Raw genomic sequence first — 19,748 nt, 5'->3', positions numbered from 1 at the left:
CATGCCTGACTCTCCTGACATCCAGATCTATTCAGACGGCCAGGAATGGCTACACCAAGCTTGTGTCCTGATTCGTGATATCACGGCGCATGCGATCCAATCACGTGGCCGATGTCTCATGGCCTTGTCCGGCGGATCTACACCCAAGCTGGTGTATGGTGCGTTGACGTCCCCGGAATGGCGGTCTCAGATTCAATGGGATCATGTCATGTTTGTATTCGGGGATGAGCGTTGTGTGCCGCCGGAGCATCCGGAGAGTAATTACGGGCTGGCGCAGACGGCTCTCTTTCAGCCCCTCGGGATCCCGCCGGACCAGGTCTATCGCATGAAAGGCGAAATGCCTGATCCCGCTGCCGCCGCGCGAGAGTATGAAAAGACATTGCGGGCACTCACAGCTTGTCCGGCTCCCAAAATCCCACCACTCGATCTGGTATTGCTTGGCCTTGGAGACGATGGCCATACGGCGTCCCTTTTTCCGGGAACCACGGCGGTGACGGAGCAGCGCCGGCTGGTGACCGTGGGGCAGGCGCCCAAGGGGATTGTGTCACGACTCACGCTGACAGTAGGTGTGCTCAACAGGGCGACTGTGGTACTGTTCCTGGTTACCGGCGCCGGGAAGGCGCAGACCGTGCGCGCGGTCATCGAGCCACGCAATCAGATGGAGCCAGCGCTGCCGGCTGCATTGGTACGACCGGAGAGCGGACGGCTGATTTGGCTGCTGGATCGATCGGCTGGAGCCAGTCTCTCGGACCCACACAGGGGAGCATCATGATTCTCGCAGGCGATATCGGCGGAACGAAAACCAATCTGGCCCTCTATGAATGGGTCAGCGAGCGAGTGGAGCCGGTGCGGCTCGAAACCTTTCACAGCGCCGATTATAAATCACTCGAAGAAATCCTGGAAGAGTTTCTCACGCCGCCCAAGCCGCCGACTCCCCTTGATGAACTCGATGCGGAAATCGATGGCGAAGAGAAAGAGGCGGACTCTCCGCCGGAGCCAATCACTGTCGCTGCCGCCTGCTTCGGCATCGCGGGGCCGGTCATCGACAACCATTCACAGACCACCAATCTTCCATGGATTGTCGATGGTCCGGCGATTGCGAAGAAGTTCAGCATTCCGCGGGTGCAATTGCTCAACGATCTCGAAGCCACCGCCTATGGAGTCTTGCTACTCCGTCCCGATGAAGTAGAAGTGCTCAACCCCGGCACGCTGCCGAAGAAACGGCAAGCGCTGGCTCTGATTGCCGCGGGCACAGGACTCGGCGAAGCCATTCTTTTTTGGGATGGCAAGTCCTATCGTCCGATGCCGTCGGAGGGAGGGCATACGGATTTTGCCCCGACCAATGATTATGAGATCGAGCTGCTCCGGTATTTGCGCAGCCAGTATCTCCACGTGAGCTATGAGCGGTTGCTGTCAGGGCCGGGGTTGCATGCGATCTACGAGTATGTACGGGACACGAAAAAGAATGAACCGACCTGGCTGGCGGAAAAGATCAAGGCCGGGAATCCCGCAGCGGAGATCGCCGAAGCCGGCCTCAATGGACAGGCCGAGATTGCGAAGCAGACGCTGGATCTCTTTGCCTCCATTTATGGGGCCGAAGCCGGCAATCTCGCATTAAAATCGTTGTCGCTCGACGGAGTCTATGTCGCCGGAGGCATGGCGCCGAAGCTGATCAAGAAACTGCAAGACGGCACCTTCATGAAATCATTTACCAACAAGGGACGCTATAAGCGATTGCTGAGCAACATGCCTGTGAAGGTGGTCATGAATCAGCAGACCGCGCTCCTCGGCGCGGCCTCGGTCGCCGGCGCCCTCTCACACGCACCGGCATTATGACCAACCCTCACGATCTCGATAGTCTGAAAAAAGCCGCGGCCTTGGCCGCGGTGGAGTATGTCCGCGACGGCATGGTCGTAGGACTCGGAACCGGCTCGACGGCGAAGCATATGGTGATCGCCCTGGGCGAGAAGGTCCGCGCCGGGATGCAGCTGCGCGGCGTGCCGACGTCGCAAGAAACAGCGATACTGGCCAGACAAGCCGGCATCATGCTCATTGATACGGATAATCGGTGGGAGATCGATGTGGCCATCGACGGCGCCGATCAGGTCGATCCCGCGTTCAATCTGGTCAAGGGCGGCGGTGGTGCGCTGCTCAAGGAAAAGATTGTCGCGGCCTCCGCCAAGCAATTTATCGTCTTGGTCGATCATACGAAGCAAGTGGCCATGTTGGGCGGTTCATTCCCTTTGCCGATTGAAGTCATCCCGTTTGGCTGGGGCAGTACGGCGCGGGAAATCGAAGCGCTGACCAAGAGCCGAGTTGTCTTGAGGGAGCGCAACGGGGCTCCATTTAAAACCGAAGCCGGGAATCTGATCGTGGATGTGCATCTCGCCCGCATCGACCGGCCGCAGGAACTCGAAGTCGCGCTGAACCAAATTCCGGGAATCGTGGAAACCGGTCTCTTTGTCGGACGCACCGATATCGTGATTGTCGGCAGACCTCAGGGCGTCGAAACGCTCCATGCAACACGAGGATGAGGATTGCGTTGGCCGGCGCGAGACGTGCCTGACGTTGCTCAAACAGGCTCGTTTCCTTCTGATGCTCCCGTTCGCGCCGGCGCTCCTTGCCGCCTGCGCCCCTGCACACACAACCGTCATTCCAGCTCGACCAAGAGGTAACGATATGACCGTAGATACGACAACGATGATGGGGGATCCCTATCGGCTGCCCCGGCACGTGATCCCGACTCGCTACGATCTGCATCTCGAACCGGATTTGGCTTCCGCCACGTTTTCAGGGCGTGAGACGGTCACCCTAAGAGTCGAACAGGCGACGAGCGTCATCATCCTGAACGCGGTCGATCTGAACATCGCCTCCGCTGAACTCGACAATGTCGCGGGGCAGCGGAGGCGCGCCACGATCGAGCTGGATGAATCGCTGCAACGCGGTCAGCTCCGGTTCCCGTCCGCTATTACACCGGGCGAATGGCGGCTTCATCTGGTGTTTCAGGGGAAATTGAACGATCAGCTGCGTGGCTTTTACCGCAGCACCTATAAAGACCCGTCAGGGGCGACCCAGATATTGGCGGCGACTCAATTTGAAGCTACCGATGCGCGCCGCGCCTTCCCCTGTTGGGACGAGCCGGATTTCAAAGCCGTATTTGCCACGACGCTGGCCATCGATCCAGCCCTGACCGCCGTCTCAAACACGCAGGTGGTGTCTGAGTCCGTCGAAGCCGGCAAGAAAGTGCTGCGATTCGCCGACAGTATCAAGATGTCCACGTATCTGGTGGCCTTCATCGTTGGGCGGCTGGAAGCCACGAAGCCGGTGTTCGTCGGCAACACGGCCGTGCGGCTCTGGACCGTGCCAGGCAAACAACCACTCACCTCGTTTGGCCATGACATTGCCGTCGCGTCGCTGACGTTTTTCGAGGCCTACTACGGGATTCCCTATCCGGGCGACAAGCTGGACCTTCTGGCCATTCCCGACTTTGCCTCGGGCGCCATGGAAAATTTGGGCGCCATCACGTTTCGAGAAACCGCGCTCCTGGTCGATCCTGGAAGCGGGACCCATGGCGAACTGGAACGAGTCGCCGATGTGGTCGCCCATGAGAATGCCCACATGTGGTTCGGCGATTTGGTGACGATGTCCTGGTGGAACGGCTTGTGGCTGAACGAGGCCTTCGCGACCTTCATGGAAATGTTGGCGGTGGATGCCTGGAAGCCGGAATGGAAGCGGTGGGATTCCTTCAGCGTCTCACGGGCGGCGGCCTTCTCCGTCGATGGGCTCCAGAGCACCAGGCCCATTGAATTTCCGGTGCGCGCCCCCAAGGATGCCGACGCCATGTTCGACGTGCTGACCTATGAAAAAGGAGCCTCCGTGCTCCGCATGTTGGAGCAACACATTGGGCCAACCGTGTTTCGTGATGGCGTGCGCGAGTATCTTCGCACCCATGCGTATGGAAACGCGGATACGAACGATCTGTGGGTGTCGTTAGGCACGGCCGCGAAGCAGCCGGTTCCCGAGTTGATGGATGGCTGGATCTTCCAACCAGGCTTCCCATTGATCACGGTGGCTATGGATGGAGAGTCGGCGGTTGTGCTGTCTCAGCAACGCTTTTCCTATCTGCCGAACGAACAGACGACGGAGCAGTCTTGGCAGGTGCCGGTGCGGATGAGCGTCGGCATCGGCAACGAGGCGGAGTCTCGTCAGATACTGCTCAAAGATCGTCAGATGCGGGTGGCGCTTCCCAAGGGAACGACCCATCTCCTCATCAACGAGGGGGGCCACGGGTTCTATCGGGTCCGCTATAGTCCTACGCTGCTTCAGCAGCTCCTCACGGCCGGTCTGGACAGGCTGGCGCCCATCGAACGGTTCAATATGGTCGGCGATGCCTGGGCGACGACCCTCTCCGGGCTCATGCCGCTGTCGGACTATCTCCGCTTGACCAAGTCCTTCCAGCAGGAGCGGGACAAGAATGTGTGGGCCGTGCTGCTCGACTCCTTGACGTTTTTGAATCGCATCGTCACCGCCCAGGAACGGCCTGCGTTGGAAGCCTTCGTCCGAGCGCTCGTCGCCCCCGCGGTCGACAGGCTTGGCTGGACGCCTCAGGCGGGAGAAAACGATCTTGTCCGGCAATTGCGCGGGGAGCTCATCGGCGCGTTGGGAAAGCTGGGCAACGACACGGTAATTCAGCAACAGGCCGCCGAACGCTATCAGCAGTACACACACGATTCCGCCGCGGTGGATCCGAATCTCGTCCCCGCCCTCGTGTCCATTCTTGCCCATACCGGAGACGAGGCGCGGTACGAGGCCTTTGCTGAGCAATATCGAGCGGCCGCGACGCCGCAAGAAGAACGGCGCTATCTGTTTTCCCTCGCGGCATTTCAACCTCCCGCGTTGCTGCAACGGACGCTGGCCAGGACGGTCAGCGGAGAGACCAGAACGCAAGATGCCCCGTTTCTCGTCAGCGCGGTGCTGGGGAATGTGTATGGCCGGGAGCAGGCGTGGGACTTTGTGAAGGCAAACTGGGACCAGATGGACCGCTTGTTTCCGAAGCAGGGCCTCCGGCGGATGTGCGGCGGCATCGTGTGCCTCGCGACGCCGGAACTCGAACGGGATGTGCGGGACTTTTTCGGCCGTCGCAAGATCGATCTCGGCGGGAAGACGTTGGAGCAGTATTTTGAACAGCTCCGCATCGCCGTCGCGTTTCGCGAACGAGCAGGGGCGAGCCTGTCGCAGTCGCTGCTCTCTTGATAAGAAGGCGCGAGAGGCCGTGATGGCTACTCCTGACGGAGCACGGCCAAGGGCCGCTGGCCGAGCAGCCGATAGGTGCTCAGAAATCCGACGGCCAGGGTGAGCACAATCGTCAGACTCATTCCCACCAGCAGGATGGATGGGTGCAATCCCCATGGCAGTTCGAAGAGAAATGTGAGGATGCCCCAGGACAAGGCGCTGGCCAATCCGATGCCGATGCCTCCCCCGACAAGCCCCAGCAGCGCATATTCGATCGCGAATGAAAAGGTAATCATGTTGCGCGTCGCGCCGAGCGCCTTGAGGATGACGGACTCATAGAGTCTGCGATACCGGGTGGCGGCGAGGGCCGCGCCCATGACCAGTCCGCCGGTCACGACGCAGAACAAAGCGACGGCGCGGATGGCCAGCGACAGCCTGTCCAGCATGCGCGCATAACTCTCCAGCACGTCCCCGATATTGATCGCGGTCACATTTGGAAATCCCGCGACGACGGCCTGTTGGAGCGGCAATTCGTCTTCGGGAGGAACACGCACGGTGGCGACATAGGTCAGTGGGGCGCCATCCAACGAGCCGGGCGAAAGAATCAGGTAGAAATTGGTGGAGAAGTTTCCCCACTCCACCTTGCGAATACTCCCCACGGTTGCGACGAGCCTGGCGCCCTGAATATCGAGCGTGAGCGTTTGTCCGAGATCGAGGCCCAGTGCATGGGCCGCCTCTTCTTCGACGGAGACGAGGGGGGTGGTAAAAGCCTGGCCCGGAGACCACCAGGTGCCTTTGACAATCCGGTTATCTTTAGGGAGCGTGTCCAGAAAGGTCAGGACATACTCACGGGTCAGGTACCAAGTTTTTCGCCGCTCCTCTTTGTCTCCTGAGCGCCGAGCTCGTTCTTCTTCCTCGGACAAGGCATCCACCTTGACCGGCTGGCCGTTGAGGGCCGCCAGGCGTGACCGTACCAGTGGGGTCAATGTCGGAGGGGTCGCGCCCTTGCGTGTCCGGAGCAACGACGTCATGCCTTCGGCCTGATCCGGCTGAATGTCGATGAAAAAAAAGGTTGGGGAATCCTGTGGACGGCTCTCGCCCACTTGCCGAAGCAGCGCTCGTTCCACCAGCGCGACCGTCACCATCACCATGACGCCGATTCCTATGGCAATCGTGACGCTCGCCGTCTGACTCCCCGGCCTGATCATATTGCCAACCGCTTGCCGAACGGCCAGATGAGGAATACGCGGCATCCACGAAAGCCCCCGCATGACCAGCCAGGATGCGCTGCCCAGCAAGACGATCGCCAGGGCAAACGCCGCAAGAAACAAGGATCCCACCATCCAAGACCCCGCCTGCCAGATCGAAAGCCCCGCCAACCCCATTCCAATGAAGACACCGACCACGATCTTTTGATAATCAACGCGAACTCGTCTAAATCGGCCGGTGAGAAACCCTGCCGTCGCAGCCCCTTCATCAGGGGCCACCTCGCGCCGGAAGATGGCGAACGGTTTGATTTCACGAATGGTCAAGAGCGGCCACAGAGCAAACAACAGTGTTGTGAGCAGGCCCAGCGCCAGGCCTTTCCCCAATGGAAGGAGCGCGTTCAGCGTCAAGCCGGAAACGAATCCCAATTGTTCGATCAGGTCAGCGTCAAACCAGGTTGTAATGGCCCACGGGACTCCGTGATCGAGCCCCATGCCGATCGCCAATCCGCCGAGGCTGCCTGTGAGTCCTAACAAGACGGCCTGTAAAACATAGATGAACACAATGGTGTGGGATTCGGCGCCGATGGTTTTGAGGATCGCGATGGTGGCCAGTTTTTCCCGCAGAAAGGCCCGAATTGACGTGGCCACGCCGAGGCCGCCGATGAACAGCGCGGTGAGGCCGATCAGCCCCAAATAGCGCGTGAGCTGGTCGAGAAATTGTTTGAGCTGCGGTTGCGCGTCGCGATAGGTCGAGACTCGTGGAGAGTCGGTTGCGAGCCGGTCCCGTAACTCATAGAGCATCGGATCGACTCTGGTGGAAGGCGGAACTTTCAGCAAGTATCGCTCACGCACACGGCTGCCGACCTTGACCAAATCCGTGGCCTGAAGTCCTTCCTGGGAAATCAACACCCGAGGGCCGACACTGAAGGCATTGGCCATCCGATCCGGCTCGGTCCGGATGACGCCGGTGATCAGAAACATCGCTTGGCCGATTGTGACGCGATCACCGACAGCGAGCCCCATCTTGATCAGTAGCGCGTCCTGTACGACAGCTCCGTGACAGGGCTGTGAGAGACACTGGCCCGCCGGAGGAAACAGGAGCGCTGACAGCGGGCGTGCTGGTTCGATGCGCAGGGCCCCATAAAATGGATAGAGGGTCTCAACGGCTTTCAATTCGACAAGTTGCGTGGGTTGTCCGCCCGGATTCCCGCCCGGCGTTCGTGCGGCCATTGCGACCAACTCACTGACATGCGTCAGTACGATGTCCCGGCTGGACAGCGAGGCAAGGTAATCCAACCCTGAGGGACTCATCGGACGGGAGAGGCGAATCTCAAGATCGCCCCCCAGCAACCCGCGAGCTTCTCGGGTGACAGATTGTTCTACGTTGGCGGCGAAGAGGGAGACACCCACCAGCGCTCCGACGCCGACCGCTATACAGATCAGAAAATAGAGAAAGTGCCGCCAGGAGGCGCGGGTTTCCCGCCAGGCCATCTTTAAGAGGACGCGCGTCACGCGCAGGAGCCTATGGCGCCGGTGGAATCTGGAGCCAGTTGATCGGATTCGATGCGGCCGTCTCGCAGTGACACGACGCGTTGCATCTGGCCGGCAAGGGCCCGGTCATGCGTGACCAGGACCAGCGTGGTGCCATAGTCCCGATGCATCGAGAGCAGCAGATCGATGACCTGTGTGCCCGTGGCACTGTCGAGATTGCCGGTTGGCTCGTCGGCAAACAGGAAGGGCGGACGGCAGGCGAAGGCCCGTGCGACGGCCACGCGCTGTTGTTCGCCTCCGGAAAGTTGGACCGGATAATGGTCGAGACGGCCTGCCAGTCCTACCGTGGCAAGAAGGTCCGCCGCCCGAGCATCGGCCCCTCGCTCGCCACTGAGTTCTAATGGCACCATCACGTTCTCACGAGCCGTAAGGGTTGGAATCAGATGAAAGGATTGGAAAATATATCCAATCTTGGCGCGGCGAAAGCGCGCCAGCGCGCTTTCGGACAGGGTCGTGATCTCGGTTCCGTCTAACGTGATCGATCCTGACGTGGGCCGGTCGAGGCCCGCCATCAAGCCCAGCAACGTCGATTTCCCGCTTCCTGACGGACCGACGATGGCCACCATCTGTTTGTCTGGAATATCGAGTGACAGATTGTCGAGGATGGTGACAGGCCGGCCCCCTGCCGGAAGATGCATCGAAAGCTGTGCAATGGCGATCATAGAGGAGTGCGCTCCTGTACCGGAGAATTCGGCCGGGTGTTATTATACTGTACGACTTTGGAACGTAGGGTGAAATTGATCAGAAACGTGTCGGTCTCGACCGTCATTCTCAGCGTCTCCCTCATGGTCATCGGTTTCGGTGGGCTTTCGCACGAGGTTCGTGCGGAGCCTTCCGTGTCATCACCGGATGTAAGGCCCACGATTGTGGCATTTGGCGATAGTCTGACGGCGGGTCTTGGAATGGGAGCGGGCGACGCGTACCCCGCGCAATTACAACGGCGCCTTGATGCGCAAGGGTTTCGATATCGAGTGATCAATGCCGGGGTCAGCGGAGAGACCACGGCAGGGGGGCTGCGCCGGGTGCCCTGGATCTTGAAGAGCCACCCGGAGATCGTGATTCTTGAACTGGGCGCCAACGACGGGCTCCGAGGGTTGCGGCTGGAGGAGACGAAAGCGAACTTAGAGCGGATGATCCAGCACATTCAACGCTCAGGGGCAAAGATCGTTCTTGCCGGGATGACGCTGCCGCCCAATTACGGAAAGGACTATATTGATGGGTTTGAACGAATCTACCCTGAGTTAGCCAAACAGTATCATCTTCCGCTGATCCCCTTTTTCCTTGAAGGAGTGGCTGGTTCACGCGAGTTGAATCAGGCTGATGGGATTCATCCGACGGCAGCGGGATACGAGCGGGTTGTTGACGGGGTATTCCAGAAGCTCAGGCCGCTCCTGAAGAACGGGTCGTAGGTCCCGCAAGACGAGAAGCACGAAGTCCTGCCTGGCTGAAATATTCAACCGGGCAGGACTTCGTACAACATGATACGAGGCGGAACCGCTTACGACTTCTTGAGGAACGTGTCCCAGACGCCGTAGCCGAGGATGAGGGCAATAATGACGTAATACAAGCCCGTGATGCCGCTATAGTCTGGCGGACCATCACCTTTGGCTTCATTTGCCAATACGACCGGCGCCACCGTCAGCATGACGGCGCTCATCATGCTCACTCCTGCCAACATTTTCTTCATCATGATCACTCCTCTGTGAGGGCCAAATCGAAATCGAGGGCCGCATTTTACAAAATCATCGAGGAGGAGCGCAAGATGTCTTTCTGGATGGGAGGAGGACGCCCAATATTGGGTGGCTGGGGGATAGCCGAACCGGAGGATGTCAGGAAGGGGTCTTGGTGACAGATTTGAGGGCGTCAGCGACTGACTTGTAGGATCCCGCCAATTTGTCGAGCTGGCTGCCTTTGCTCAGGAACTCTTGGGCCATCGATTTCAACTGACCGTCATAACGGCTGACGTCACCCGCCAGCTCAGCCACCTTCGCGAGGAGTCCTTTGTAGGTCTCGACTTCTCGCTGGAGTTCTTGCGTGGTGGTTTGGGCTGTCTTGGCCTCCGCGATTGATGTCTGCAATTGTTGGGTGAGCCGTCCGACATAGGCCTCCCGATCCCGCAGATCCGCTTCAAGATGAATTTGTACCGCTTCGCTTTCCTGGCGGCGTTCTTCAAGATTCCGAATCGTGTGCATCCAGGTGGCGATTTCACCGGCGCCAATTGGCGGTGAGGCCGGGAGCGCCTGTCCTTTTTCGATTGCCGCCATCGCCGGCTGCAGCCACTCGATGAATAACATAACCTCGCTGAGTTTGACGTCGGCTGAGAACGCTGAGGCCTGGGCGGTCTTCGCCTGCCCCTGGGCTGTTGGTTGGGGTGCCGCCTGAGGTTTCGTCTCGGGTGCCGCCGGCGATTTTCGCGCCTGACGGGGCTGTGACCAACGGTGATACTCCAAAAGGACAGCGATGCAATGCCGGCAGATTGGTTCTTCAGGCAGGGTGCAGGAACATTTTGAGATTAAGTGGCCGTCTTTCAACCGGATCGTCTGTTCATAGAGTCCGGAATTGCCGATCACGGCTGATGCGATCTGGGCTTCGTCGGCTTCAACGATTCGAACCCGATTTTCGGCCAGGTATTGTTTGCCGATCTGAAAGGCAGAGGATTCGACCACCGCCTGGATCATGTGTGGATCGAGCAGGCCAAGGCGATCTGCGCTGCAAGGAATCTTGTTTCGCGTGATAGCCATGAAAGACCAGTCCCCTACATCGAGTCAGTCTGCCTCTCTCTCGGGAATCTGTCAACAATTCGGGAGTTCTTGTTCTCAGCCTGCCGGCCAAGGGGGGTGAGACGTCACCTACCGGCAGCGCTGGGGGAGACCTTGCTGGCTGACCGGCGTCAGCCAGATGTAATCGGCGATGCCTTCCTGAACCAAGTTCACGATGTCATCTGCGCGGCTGGAGTCATACGAGGCAAGGTAGACCGTTGTCTGAGCGATCTTCTCGGTGAGCCGGCGGGCCACTCGTTTGGGAACAGGCAGGTGGTATTGGATATGTCCGCCTCCGGTATAGCTTAGGATGAGTGTCCGGGGAGCATGTTCGGAGAGCCGGGCGGTGCGAAGGGCTTGTGCGACGGTTTTGGCCATGCCTTCGTCCCGCACCATCGAGGCCTCGTACATAGGAAGGTAGTCTTCTTCCGCGCCGCCACCATGGCAGCGTTGGAGTTGGGCGAGAATTCTGGACCGATAGGCGGGATCATCGACGATCTCTTCCCGATCCATCCCCCAGAGAGTCCATTCCGGTTCTTGCCGAGCCTGGTCCAGGCGCAATGTGACGACGCGACGGATCAAGGATTTTGGCGGGTTCATGGCGTAGAGGGCCAGATGCTGGTCTCTTGCGAAGGCGACGAGCGGCGCGTAATTGTCATACGCGCCTCCCCAGTTCTGCTGCCACCGTGCACGATCCAGCCATGGGCTATCCATGGGATCAGAACTGGAAAGGATGTCGTTCAACGCCCCCTGACCATCCCATCCGAACATTTCCATTGTCAGAACCGGACGGATGCCCTCTGCCATCACAGTTTTTAGGACCGTGAGGGCCGCCTCTATGTGGTGACGGTTGTAGTGCTCCTCTCCCAGATACACGATGTCGTATTGTGAAAGACTCTTGAGCCAATCGGATCGGTCCAGAACCTGCCCGGTCTTTCCATCGATGATCTGGCCTGGCTGCCAGACAGAGACAGACGATCGGCTCGTTCCTTGGGTGGATACGGCGGTTGGCGCACAGGCATTGAGGAGGGAAAGGAAGGCGAACGCGAGGCAGAGCGAGAGCCGCTGCATATTTCTGCTGAAAATAGTTGTGCGGTGGGGTGGGTGCATGATTGTTTCCTAACATACCCACGACATGGCGACAAGCTGGCCGCCTTGACGGTGTGAGGACAGGGCCATTATTCTCCTGAAGCGGCGTGCATTGCGAATGTCGTTGGGGAATGATCCTGTCTCATCATGTCCGAACACGATACCATTGCAGAATTCCGACGGGTCGTAAACCGTCTCGCACAAGAATCGGGAAGCCGGTGGGAGGCATCCAAACGGGTCCACGAATCATCGGCCTTTCCTTTGATACTCGCACAACTTGTCCGTGCATCGCAGGAGGCATCGCTTCCTCCGGCAGTCAAGGATCTATTGAGCCGGTCTTTGGACCGGGGACACGCAAGAGGGATTCAAGATGTGGACGGCCCTGGTCTGAAGGCACTCACGGGGTTCCCTCCGTCCAAAGCGTTTCGCGCCCTCTGCATATATTTCGGACTCATTCCGGCACTGGCCTCGCGATGGCCTGTGCCGGATGTCGGAGACAAAGACGTCGATCGGTTGGTCCGGCAGTCATCCAATCCGTTCGATCTTCTTCTCCAATCGCCTGTGGCGTCCGTTCTTGATTTGGGAGCGGGAGATCTTTCCTTCGCCGGCGAGCTCGCGGATCAGTATCTGCCGATTCTTCTGGGCCAAGCGCGAGATCTGATACTCCATGCTGTGGACCGGCTCGATCCCGGTTCTAAGCTCGGTGGGCCGCTCCATCCTGGGCGCACGCGCATCGCGCAGTTGCAAGCACGGCCTGGGCTGGCCTTTCGCTTTTACGGCAATCAAGACATGTGCGACCTGCACGATCTCGATGACGCCGGCAAGCTGGCGCCTCTCTATACCATCGCCACCTGCTGGGCTCCGGCCACTCCCACGTTTGCTTATGAGCCGACACGACTCTCAGAGGCTGTGATTCTGGAGGATCTTCGCCAGACCAAGGGGACCTTCCGACAGATTCGCTTTGAAGGTGAATCGGCCCTAGAAGTCCAGCACGGTGAACGGGCCCTCATCTTCCCGTCCTGGAAGTTCGACATTCGCGGTCCTCTGGCCCTTCTCAATCTGTTGGCGAAACGCGGTGTCGTGGGCATTCTTGGCGCAGTCGATTCGCAAGTGTTCTGGGAATTGCTCGCGCAGTTGCTGGAGCATCCGCGCTATCGTCCTGCCGATCTGCCGTTCTCGTCGTCAAATCTGCCGGAGGTCTTTGGCGAGGTCTACCGGCAATTGACCGGCTTGCAGAGCGGAGAGTCTCTGTCGCTTGCCGACATCGCCCCTCTCCGTGCCACTCTGCCGGCATCGCCAACCGTCCAAGCCAATGGCAAGCCTGCTTCGTTCCGGCAGGTCCTGATCCGGCGCGGCGCAGTTTTCCCAGGTCTTCCGGCCAGCAGTACGGCGCGCCGCTTCTCCGACATGATCGAAGAAGCGCCTCCCTGGTTTGTGACACTCGTTCCGAACCGTTGCTAGCCAATTCCCCTGCCCGTCGAACATTCGTCGGCCTCGCCCGCCGGATATACACCATAAATTGACCACCCCCAGACCCTTTGCTAGACTTCTCTCTAATCTGGTCAGTATCTGCCTCACAACCGGAACAACGACGATACCCATTATGAAATCCACCTCCATCGTGCAGGCGATCCAAGAGAATATTGCCCGTGTGATCAAAGGCAAACCGAGCGTCATCGAACGAACGGTCGTGACCCTGCTGGCCCGCGGGCATCTGTTGCTGGAGGATGTGCCGGGCGTTGGGAAGACGACCCTGGCTCACAGTCTGGCGCGGTCGTTGGATTGCTCTTTCAAACGCATTCAGTTCACCAGCGATTTGCTGCCCTCCGATATTGTCGGCGTCTCCCTGTTCAACCGGCAAAAACAGGCGTTTGAATTTATGCCGGGCCCTATTTTCGCGCACATCGTTCTAGCCGATGAAATTAATCGCACGACGCCCAAGACGCAGAGCAGTTTATTGGAAGCGATGAGCGAAGCGCAGATTTCCGTCGATAATCAGACCCATCCGCTGCATCAGCCCTTCATGGTCATTGCCACCCAGAACCCGGCGGAATATCACGGCACGTTCCCCTTGCCGGAGTCGCAGCTCGACCGGTTCCTCATGCGCCTTCAGATCGGCTATCCCTCGCCGGAGGAGGAAAAGAAGGTGCTGGACCGCCCGCAATCGCTTCATCCGGCCGAAGATCTGCAGCCGGTGGTGAGTGCCCGCGACGTGCTCGACTTGCAACACCAAGTCGAGCAGGTGCTGATGGAGGAGAGCTTAACGGAGTATCTCCTGGCAATCGTGCAGGCGACGCGGCAGACGGAGCTGTTGTCGCTCGGTGTGAGCACCCGTGGCGCGCTGGCCTTGAGCCGTGCGGCCAAAGCGTTGGCGTTTGTGCGAGGACGGGCCTATTGCCTGCCGGACGATATTAAAGAGCTGGCCCCTGTCGTGCTCTCGCATCGCATCATGCTCAGCCGGTCTCAGGGGTTGCGCCAGCGCAATTGCGAGCAGACCGAGCAGGTGGTGCATGATCTCGTCGAGTCCGTCCCGGTCCCTGTCTAAGCTGCGACGTTCGTCGCGCTCTCTCGGAAGACGACCGCTATGCTGAATGGTCTGAAACGGTGGTTCCGGCGTGTGACCCAGCGCCGCTCGACGCGAGTCACGTCCGAGGGAACCAGGTTTCTGTTTTTCACGCTCGCCGTGAGCGTGGCCGCGATCAATACCGGCAATAATCTGTTTTATCTGCTCCTTGCCATGATGTTGAGTGTGGTAATGATGTCAGGGATTGTGGCGGAGCTCTGCCTGCGCAGGCTGGAATTCCGCCGCCATCTCCCGGGCCTCATCTATCTCAATGAGCCGACGACGGCGACGCTCGTCGTGAGCAATCGTAAAACACGGATGCCGAGCTTTTCGCTCCGCCTGTGGGATGTGGCCGGCGAGCAGGAGATCGATCGCGGGCTGACAGTGCGGCAATTGCTGCCCGGGGCGAGTCATCTGTTGCCCTATCCCCTGGTGGCGACCAAACGAGGGCGGTTGTCTTTGGGAGGCGTACGCGTCGGCACCTCGTTTCCCTTCGGCCTGTTTCTCAAGAAGGCCTATTATCCTCTCGAAGGATCAGTGATTGTTTCTCCCGCGATTCAGCCGGTTGAAGACCAGCTCCTTGCAAACGTCATTGCCTTGGGGCATGAGCGCTCGCTTCAGCGAAGAGGGCATGGAAGCGAACTCTATAATCTGCGGCAGTACCACTCGGGCGATGATTCCCGCAACATCCATTGGCTCTCCACGGCGCGCACCTCAAAGCTGATGGTGCGTGAGATGGAAGCGGAAGATCAGCAGCGCGTGACGCTCATCCTCTCTACAACCGCTCCGCAAAGTCATGACACCCTGTTCGAGGAGGCGGTGTCGTTGACGGCCTCTCTGGCCTGGGCACTGACGGCGCGGGGGTATCAAGTGAGGATGATTGTGGGGAAGACCCCGTCTGTGTTTGGTCAAGGCGAGGCCCATCTGATGGGCCTATTGGAATCCTTGGCGCTGTGTGAGCGGGTGGCTCCCGACTCAAACGGGCCGCTCATTCCTGCAGAGGGTGATGACTCGTTGAGTGGCGGAGCCGGTGCGACCATTGCCATTTTGCCTTGGGGGAGACAGGAGCTCTTTTCTTGGGGAGGGCGTCCGGACGTCGTCATTGATGAAACAGCTCTCCGCGCGAGGGCCCATGCCGTTTGATAAGGCCTTACGGCTGACATCGATCTTGCTCGCCTCCGCGGCCTTTATCGGCCTCAGTCTCGGCGCGAGTTTGCCGGAAGGTCTTCTGCTGCTCACCGGATCGACGTTGATCCTCACCCTTCTGCGAACCGTCGGGATCTATCCAGTTGGTCAATTCGTGAATCACATCACGCTCTCGACGAGAGCGTGGAATGTCCTGGTGCTCACAGCTTTTGCGGGATTCTGGGTTGATCTGCTCTGGATGTCGGGTGAGCTGCTGCCGGCGGGCGTGCATTTTCTGTTGCTGCTCATGGTCATCAAGCTTTTCAATTTGGAGAGCCGGAGGGACTACCTCCACCTCTACGCCATCAGCCTGATGGCCATTTTGGCGTCGGCGGCATCGACCACAGATTTGTGGTACCTCCCCGTGTTTCTTGCCTATCTCCTGACGGGAGTCTGGACGCTCGTGCTGTATCAGCTCACAAGAGAATCTGAGGACCGCACGCTGGAGGTTCGGGCTGCGAACTCGGTCGAGTCACCGTCGGCAAGTGGAGCCCGCATTACCCCGCAATTGTTTTGGCTGGCCAATGGCCTGGCTCTGGGAACGTTGTTGTTCACGGTGGTGATCTTCTTCACGATCCCGCGCGTGAGCGCAGGATTCGGCCATACGAGCATGGGGGAAGGCATCCGGACGTCGGGATTTTCAGAAACCGTGGATTTGGGGATGATCGGCCCAATCAAGCGGGATCCGGGAATCGTGATGCGAGTGGAGTTGGCTGAGCGGTCTGGGAAAGCTGAGGACCATTTCTATCTGCGGGGAATGGCCTATGACCGGTACGATGGGCGATCATGGACTACACAGCTGACGAATCGTCGAGCTGTAGCCGAATCATCGCCGGGGACCTTCACGATTAGATCCAGCCAGCCGCGTCTCTCCGGTCAGAGCGGTCCATTGATTCGCCAAACTATCCTGTTGGAGGCATTGGATACAGCGGTGCTGTTTGCGGCTCCGTTCCCTGAGTCGGTCAGCGGGCAGTTTTTCGGGATCCAGTCCGATCCGACCGGGGCGCTCTACCTTCCGTTATCCGCGTCGTCCCGGATCGAGTATACGGTGCTGTCACGCCCCCATTCGGTACAGCCCGCGGATCTGCACCCCCAACCAGTCACATATTCCGAGCCCTTTGCGCGACATTATTTGCAGCTTCCGGACGCCTCTGAGCGCGTGGCCGCCTTGGCCCAAGAGGTGACACAGGCCAAGGCGAGTACGTATGAGAAGGCTCAGGCCATCCAAGATTATCTGTCGAGAAATTTCCGATACAGTCTCGATATTCCGGCCAGCAGCCAGGATCGCCCTCTCGAAGAGTTTCTCTTTTCCCGAAAGACAGGCTATTGCGAGCATTATGCGACCGCCATGGTCGTGATGCTGCGGAGTGTGGGCGTGGCCGCGCGATTAGTCACGGGGTTTTTGGCGACTGAATGGAATGAATACGGCAACTATTATCTGGTGCGTCAACGTGACGCCCATGCCTGGGTCGAAGTGTATTTGCCCCACTCCGGCTGGGTCATGATGGACCCTACTCCAGCCGTGATTGAATCCGTGGTCGATCCAGGGTGGCAGACGTTGAGCCGGATGATGGATAACCTACGGCTCCGATGGAATCGGTTCTTTGTGCAATACAGCGGAGCCGATCAAGTCGCGGTGGTGAGAGGACTCAAGGAGGGCAGTGACGCGGTCCGCCATCACGCGTGGAGTTCGCTCTCGTCACTGCTGGCTCCCGTTGGCGATCGACTGGGTGCGATGGTCCAATCTGCACGTGAGGGAAACCTTCGTCTTGTTCTGAAGTTTCTGGGCCTCGTCGTGATCGGGTTTGGTGCCATGTTCGGCCTGATCCGGGTGTGGCCGTGGGGCAAGAAGAGCCTATCGAAGAAGGTCTCCCCTGATCGGACGGTCATTGCCTCCATGTACGAGAGGGCGATCACGCAGGCCGCTCAATATGGAATTGCCAAGTCTCCCGCCGCCACTCCCCTGGAATTCTTGCAATCCGTCAAAGAACAATGGGCGCAGGCTGGTGAATCGATGGCAATCGTCACGGATCTCTATTGCCGGAGAAGGTTTGGACAGGTTGCATTGACCAAAGAAGAGCTGGACCGCGCTCAGCAGAGCCTTAGCCAATTGATGCACCTTGATCCGCCGGTGGCGTGACTACATTCTAAATTTATGGTTGGCCGGCTGCGGGCTTTAGAGACTTCCAAAAGATTTCAAGGTCTACGTTTCCTCCGGTAATAACCACTCCCACCCGTTTCCCTCTTAACACGGACTCTGCCCGGAGTAATGGGGCTATCGCGACGGCGCTGGAAGGTTCGATCACGAGCTTCATCCGTTCAGAGACGAAGCGCATCGCCGCCACGATTTCCTCTTCGCTCACCAACAAGACATCGGTCAGGTGCTGTCGCAAGATGGGGAGTGTCTTGCTGCCGAGACTTGTCCGGAGCCCATCGGCCAAGGTTTGTGGCGCAGGCATCGGGATGACCTGATTCAATCGGAGAGATTCTTTGGCATCAGCCGCACCGTAAGGCTCACAGGCATATACCCGGAGGGATGGGTTGAGGTGGTGGGTGGCCAGGCAGAGCCCCGACAGCAATCCCCCTCCCCCTATCGGGGCAAGGATGATGTCTAAGTCCGGGACTTGCGAGAAGAGCTCCAGCATGATCGTACCTTGTCCTGCGATGACGTGCGGATCATTGAAGGCATGAATCGGAATGATCTCTCCTTGCTCTGTCATTTCACGTATCGTCGTTTCAGCCAGAGATCGATTCTCTTCAAGATGGAGCTGGGCTCCATATGACGAAATCGCCGCTAACTTCAACGCTGACTCAGGTTTTGGCACGATCACATGGGCGGAGAGGCCAAGCAACTTGGCGGCCAAGGCCAGTCCTTGACCATGGTTTCCGGAAGAGATGGTGGCGACAGTTTTGGAGCGACCGGATGAGAGGACATGGCTGGCAGCATGGTAGGCTCCTCGAAACTTGAAAGAGCCGGTTTTTTGAAACTGCTCGCATTTGAGGAAGACGGATGCCTGTGCCACCGCATCGAGCTGTCGGTTCGATATGACCGGTGTAACGTGGGCGACTCCCCTTAGGATATCAGCCGCCTGGGCAATGGACTCAAATGCTACGTCACTCACCATGGGGAATCCCTGGATTTGCGAATGTAGCCCAATCAGGAAGAAATCGTTCGGGGTACCAGAATATCCAAGAAGAGAATTTGGAGCGGGAAAAGGGATTTGAACCCTCGACCCTCGCCTTGGCAAGGCGATGCTCTACCACTGAGCTATTCCCGCTCGCTAGGGGGCTGACGAAGAGGTGCGATTCTACTGAGGTAGATCTTGGCTGTCAAGCAAGCCAATCAATATATAAAAGATTGTCATGGTCAGGCGAAATATCTGAACGATGGATTTAGAGCTATGGAAGCTAGGAGCTAGCATCACTGGGGGCCGTCTTTTTAATGAGAGATTATAAAAAGACGTAGCCGGATGTTCATTGACCTACGCTAGATCTTTTTTACATGAATCATGCGCATAGATTTAGATGGGAAAACGTCTCGCTCAGCGGATAGAGCGCTACCTTTTGGTATCACCGGACGAATAATCGACGCAACTCATAAGTAGCTGTATTTTTTATATTTATATAGCATAGCTGGCATGGAGATTTTTAAGTGATACTAAAACTACTCATTTCGAAGAAGTGTCTCTTTGTTGATTGGATCGCAGTAAAGTCATTATGTCTATACTTATCAACTAGTTAAAAGCATTGCCCTCCTGTCATCCCATTTCAATTCAATGGTTTGAATATTGCGATAAGGAATGAATCGTTATGCTGGAAAACGTTGAGAAAATAGCGTGGATGGAAGGTTATAGCGCCCTTCGTTGCCAGCTATTTGTTCTCGGGTTTAAGGCGAAATCATCAGAAGGAAGGGGGGTGGTTGGTAAGCGGTTTAAATAGTAGGAAAGGCACGTGGGCTTTTTGAGCCCTCAACTTAGGAGGTGTCACTCATGTTTTTGTCACGTCGGCAATTTTTGAAAGTCTCCGCGGGGACCGTGGCCGCAGTGGCGGTGGCGGATAAAGTCCTGGCGTTGACCGCGCTGCAGCCGGTCATCGAAGTCGGGAACCCGCTGGGCGATTATCCGGACCGGTCGTGGGAGCGCGTCTATCACGATCAATACC

Annotated in this window: 16 protein-coding genes and 1 tRNA gene; 10 read left to right on the top strand and 7 right to left on the bottom strand. The window is 58.2% G+C overall.

Going from position 1 to position 19,748, the window contains the following annotated elements; all coding sequences use genetic code 11:
* The first annotated feature begins 1 nt into the window (after position 1).
* The 4 genes from pgl (at position 2) to RI101_12545 (ending at position 5,253) form a co-directional block, all read left to right on the top strand.
* Positions 2-772, top strand: a complete 771-nt coding sequence (pgl, locus tag RI101_12560; protein MEC4890880.1) for a 6-phosphogluconolactonase — start codon at positions 2-4, stop codon at positions 770-772.
* Positions 769-1,836 (top strand): glucokinase, encoded by a 1,068-nt coding sequence (gene glk, locus RI101_12555; protein ID MEC4890879.1) that lies wholly within the window; start codon positions 769-771, stop codon positions 1,834-1,836. Before pgl ends, glk begins: the two co-directional genes overlap by 4 nt.
* The gene (gene rpiA / locus RI101_12550; protein ID MEC4890878.1) at positions 1,833-2,534 is read left to right on the top strand and encodes a ribose-5-phosphate isomerase RpiA; all 702 of its coding nucleotides are present in this window, start codon (positions 1,833-1,835) and stop codon (positions 2,532-2,534) included. The genes glk and rpiA overlap by 4 nt, the downstream gene beginning before the upstream one ends.
* Before the next feature lie 145 nt (positions 2,535-2,679).
* Positions 2,680-5,253: a M1 family metallopeptidase gene (locus tag RI101_12545; protein ID MEC4890877.1), complete on the top strand. Its 2,574-nt coding sequence runs from the start codon at positions 2,680-2,682 to the stop codon at positions 5,251-5,253.
* A gap of 26 nt (positions 5,254-5,279) precedes the next feature.
* Here the strand turns inward: RI101_12545 and RI101_12540 are convergent, their stop codons facing one another.
* Together RI101_12540 and RI101_12535 are read right to left on the bottom strand one after the other, a co-directional pair.
* The gene (locus RI101_12540) at positions 5,280-7,952 is read right to left on the bottom strand and encodes an FtsX-like permease family protein (GenBank protein MEC4890876.1); all 2,673 of its coding nucleotides are present in this window, start codon (positions 7,950-7,952) and stop codon (positions 5,280-5,282) included.
* A complete protein-coding gene (locus RI101_12535) occupies positions 7,949-8,653 on the bottom strand; it encodes an ABC transporter ATP-binding protein (protein MEC4890875.1) in 705 nt (234 codons plus the stop codon). Before RI101_12535 ends, RI101_12540 begins: the two co-directional genes overlap by 4 nt.
* Before the next feature lie 69 nt (positions 8,654-8,722).
* Here RI101_12535 and RI101_12530 point away from each other — a divergent pair, with 69 nt between their 5' ends.
* Positions 8,723-9,400 (top strand): arylesterase, encoded by a 678-nt coding sequence (locus RI101_12530; GenBank protein MEC4890874.1) that lies wholly within the window; start codon positions 8,723-8,725, stop codon positions 9,398-9,400.
* Positions 9,401-9,489: 89 nt separating this feature from the next.
* Here RI101_12530 and RI101_12525 read toward each other — a convergent pair whose 3' ends face one another.
* From RI101_12525 to RI101_12515, 3 genes are all read right to left on the bottom strand, one after another.
* A complete protein-coding gene (locus RI101_12525; protein ID MEC4890873.1) occupies positions 9,490-9,681 on the bottom strand; it encodes a hypothetical protein in 192 nt (63 codons plus the stop codon).
* 139 nt (positions 9,682-9,820) lie between these two features.
* Entirely contained in the window at positions 9,821-10,732 is a 912-nt protein-coding gene (locus RI101_12520) for a hypothetical protein (protein MEC4890872.1), read from the bottom strand.
* Positions 10,733-10,840: 108 nt separating this feature from the next.
* Positions 10,841-11,860 (bottom strand): ChaN family lipoprotein, encoded by a 1,020-nt coding sequence (locus tag RI101_12515; protein MEC4890871.1) that lies wholly within the window; start codon positions 11,858-11,860, stop codon positions 10,841-10,843.
* A 351-nt stretch (positions 11,861-12,211) separates the two neighbouring features.
* Between RI101_12515 and RI101_12510 the strand changes: the two genes are divergently transcribed.
* From RI101_12510 to RI101_12495, 4 genes are all read left to right on the top strand, one after another.
* A complete protein-coding gene (locus tag RI101_12510) occupies positions 12,212-13,300 on the top strand; it encodes a hypothetical protein (GenBank protein ID MEC4890870.1) in 1,089 nt (362 codons plus the stop codon).
* 142 nt (positions 13,301-13,442) lie between these two features.
* A complete protein-coding gene (locus tag RI101_12505; GenBank protein ID MEC4890869.1) occupies positions 13,443-14,384 on the top strand; it encodes a MoxR family ATPase in 942 nt (313 codons plus the stop codon).
* A gap of 39 nt (positions 14,385-14,423) precedes the next feature.
* Positions 14,424-15,545, top strand: a complete 1,122-nt coding sequence (locus RI101_12500) for a DUF58 domain-containing protein (GenBank protein ID MEC4890868.1) — start codon at positions 14,424-14,426, stop codon at positions 15,543-15,545.
* Positions 15,535-17,727 (top strand): DUF3488 and transglutaminase-like domain-containing protein, encoded by a 2,193-nt coding sequence (locus RI101_12495; protein MEC4890867.1) that lies wholly within the window; start codon positions 15,535-15,537, stop codon positions 17,725-17,727. Before RI101_12500 ends, RI101_12495 begins: the two co-directional genes overlap by 11 nt.
* A gap of 13 nt (positions 17,728-17,740) precedes the next feature.
* Here RI101_12495 and RI101_12490 read toward each other — a convergent pair whose 3' ends face one another.
* Positions 17,741-18,712, bottom strand: coding sequence for a pyridoxal-phosphate dependent enzyme (locus RI101_12490; protein ID MEC4890866.1), 972 nt, complete (start codon positions 18,710-18,712; stop codon positions 17,741-17,743).
* A gap of 78 nt (positions 18,713-18,790) precedes the next feature.
* A tRNA-Gly gene (locus tag RI101_12485) sits at positions 18,791-18,865 on the bottom strand.
* A 711-nt stretch (positions 18,866-19,576) separates the two neighbouring features.
* Here RI101_12485 and RI101_12480 point away from each other — a divergent pair.
* A partial coding sequence (locus RI101_12480; protein MEC4890865.1) for a twin-arginine translocation signal domain-containing protein occupies positions 19,577-19,748 on the top strand: 172 nt, incomplete at its 3' end.

Source organism: Nitrospira sp. (assembly GCA_035968315.1).
GTDB lineage: Bacteria > Nitrospirota > Nitrospiria > Nitrospirales > Nitrospiraceae > Nitrospira_D.
This window is presented reverse-complemented; position numbering and strand designations above follow the sequence as displayed.

What these genes read in the sequence shown, in the direction of transcription:
- pgl (MEC4890880.1), top strand. Translation starts at nt 2, where the DNA reads ATGCCTGACTCTCCTGACATCCAGATCTATTCAGACGGCCAGGAATGG.
- glk (MEC4890879.1), top strand. Translation starts at nt 769, where the DNA reads ATGATTCTCGCAGGCGATATCGGCGGAACGAAAACCAATCTGGCCCTC.
- rpiA (MEC4890878.1), top strand. Translation starts at nt 1,833, where the DNA reads ATGACCAACCCTCACGATCTCGATAGTCTGAAAAAAGCCGCGGCCTTG.
- RI101_12545 (MEC4890877.1), top strand. Translation starts at nt 2,680, where the DNA reads ATGACCGTAGATACGACAACGATGATGGGGGATCCCTATCGGCTGCCC.
- RI101_12535 (MEC4890875.1), bottom strand. Translation starts at nt 8,653, where the DNA reads ATGATCGCCATTGCACAGCTTTCGATGCATCTTCCGGCAGGGGGCCGG.
- RI101_12525 (MEC4890873.1), bottom strand. Translation starts at nt 9,681, where the DNA reads ATGATGAAGAAAATGTTGGCAGGAGTGAGCATGATGAGCGCCGTCATG.
- RI101_12520 (MEC4890872.1), bottom strand. Translation starts at nt 10,732, where the DNA reads ATGGCTATCACGCGAAACAAGATTCCTTGCAGCGCAGATCGCCTTGGC.
- RI101_12515 (MEC4890871.1), bottom strand. Translation starts at nt 11,860, where the DNA reads ATGCACCCACCCCACCGCACAACTATTTTCAGCAGAAATATGCAGCGG.
- RI101_12505 (MEC4890869.1), top strand. Translation starts at nt 13,443, where the DNA reads ATGAAATCCACCTCCATCGTGCAGGCGATCCAAGAGAATATTGCCCGT.
- RI101_12500 (MEC4890868.1), top strand. Translation starts at nt 14,424, where the DNA reads ATGCTGAATGGTCTGAAACGGTGGTTCCGGCGTGTGACCCAGCGCCGC.
- RI101_12495 (MEC4890867.1), top strand. Translation starts at nt 15,535, where the DNA reads ATGCCGTTTGATAAGGCCTTACGGCTGACATCGATCTTGCTCGCCTCC.
- RI101_12490 (MEC4890866.1), bottom strand. Translation starts at nt 18,712, where the DNA reads ATGGTGAGTGACGTAGCATTTGAGTCCATTGCCCAGGCGGCTGATATC.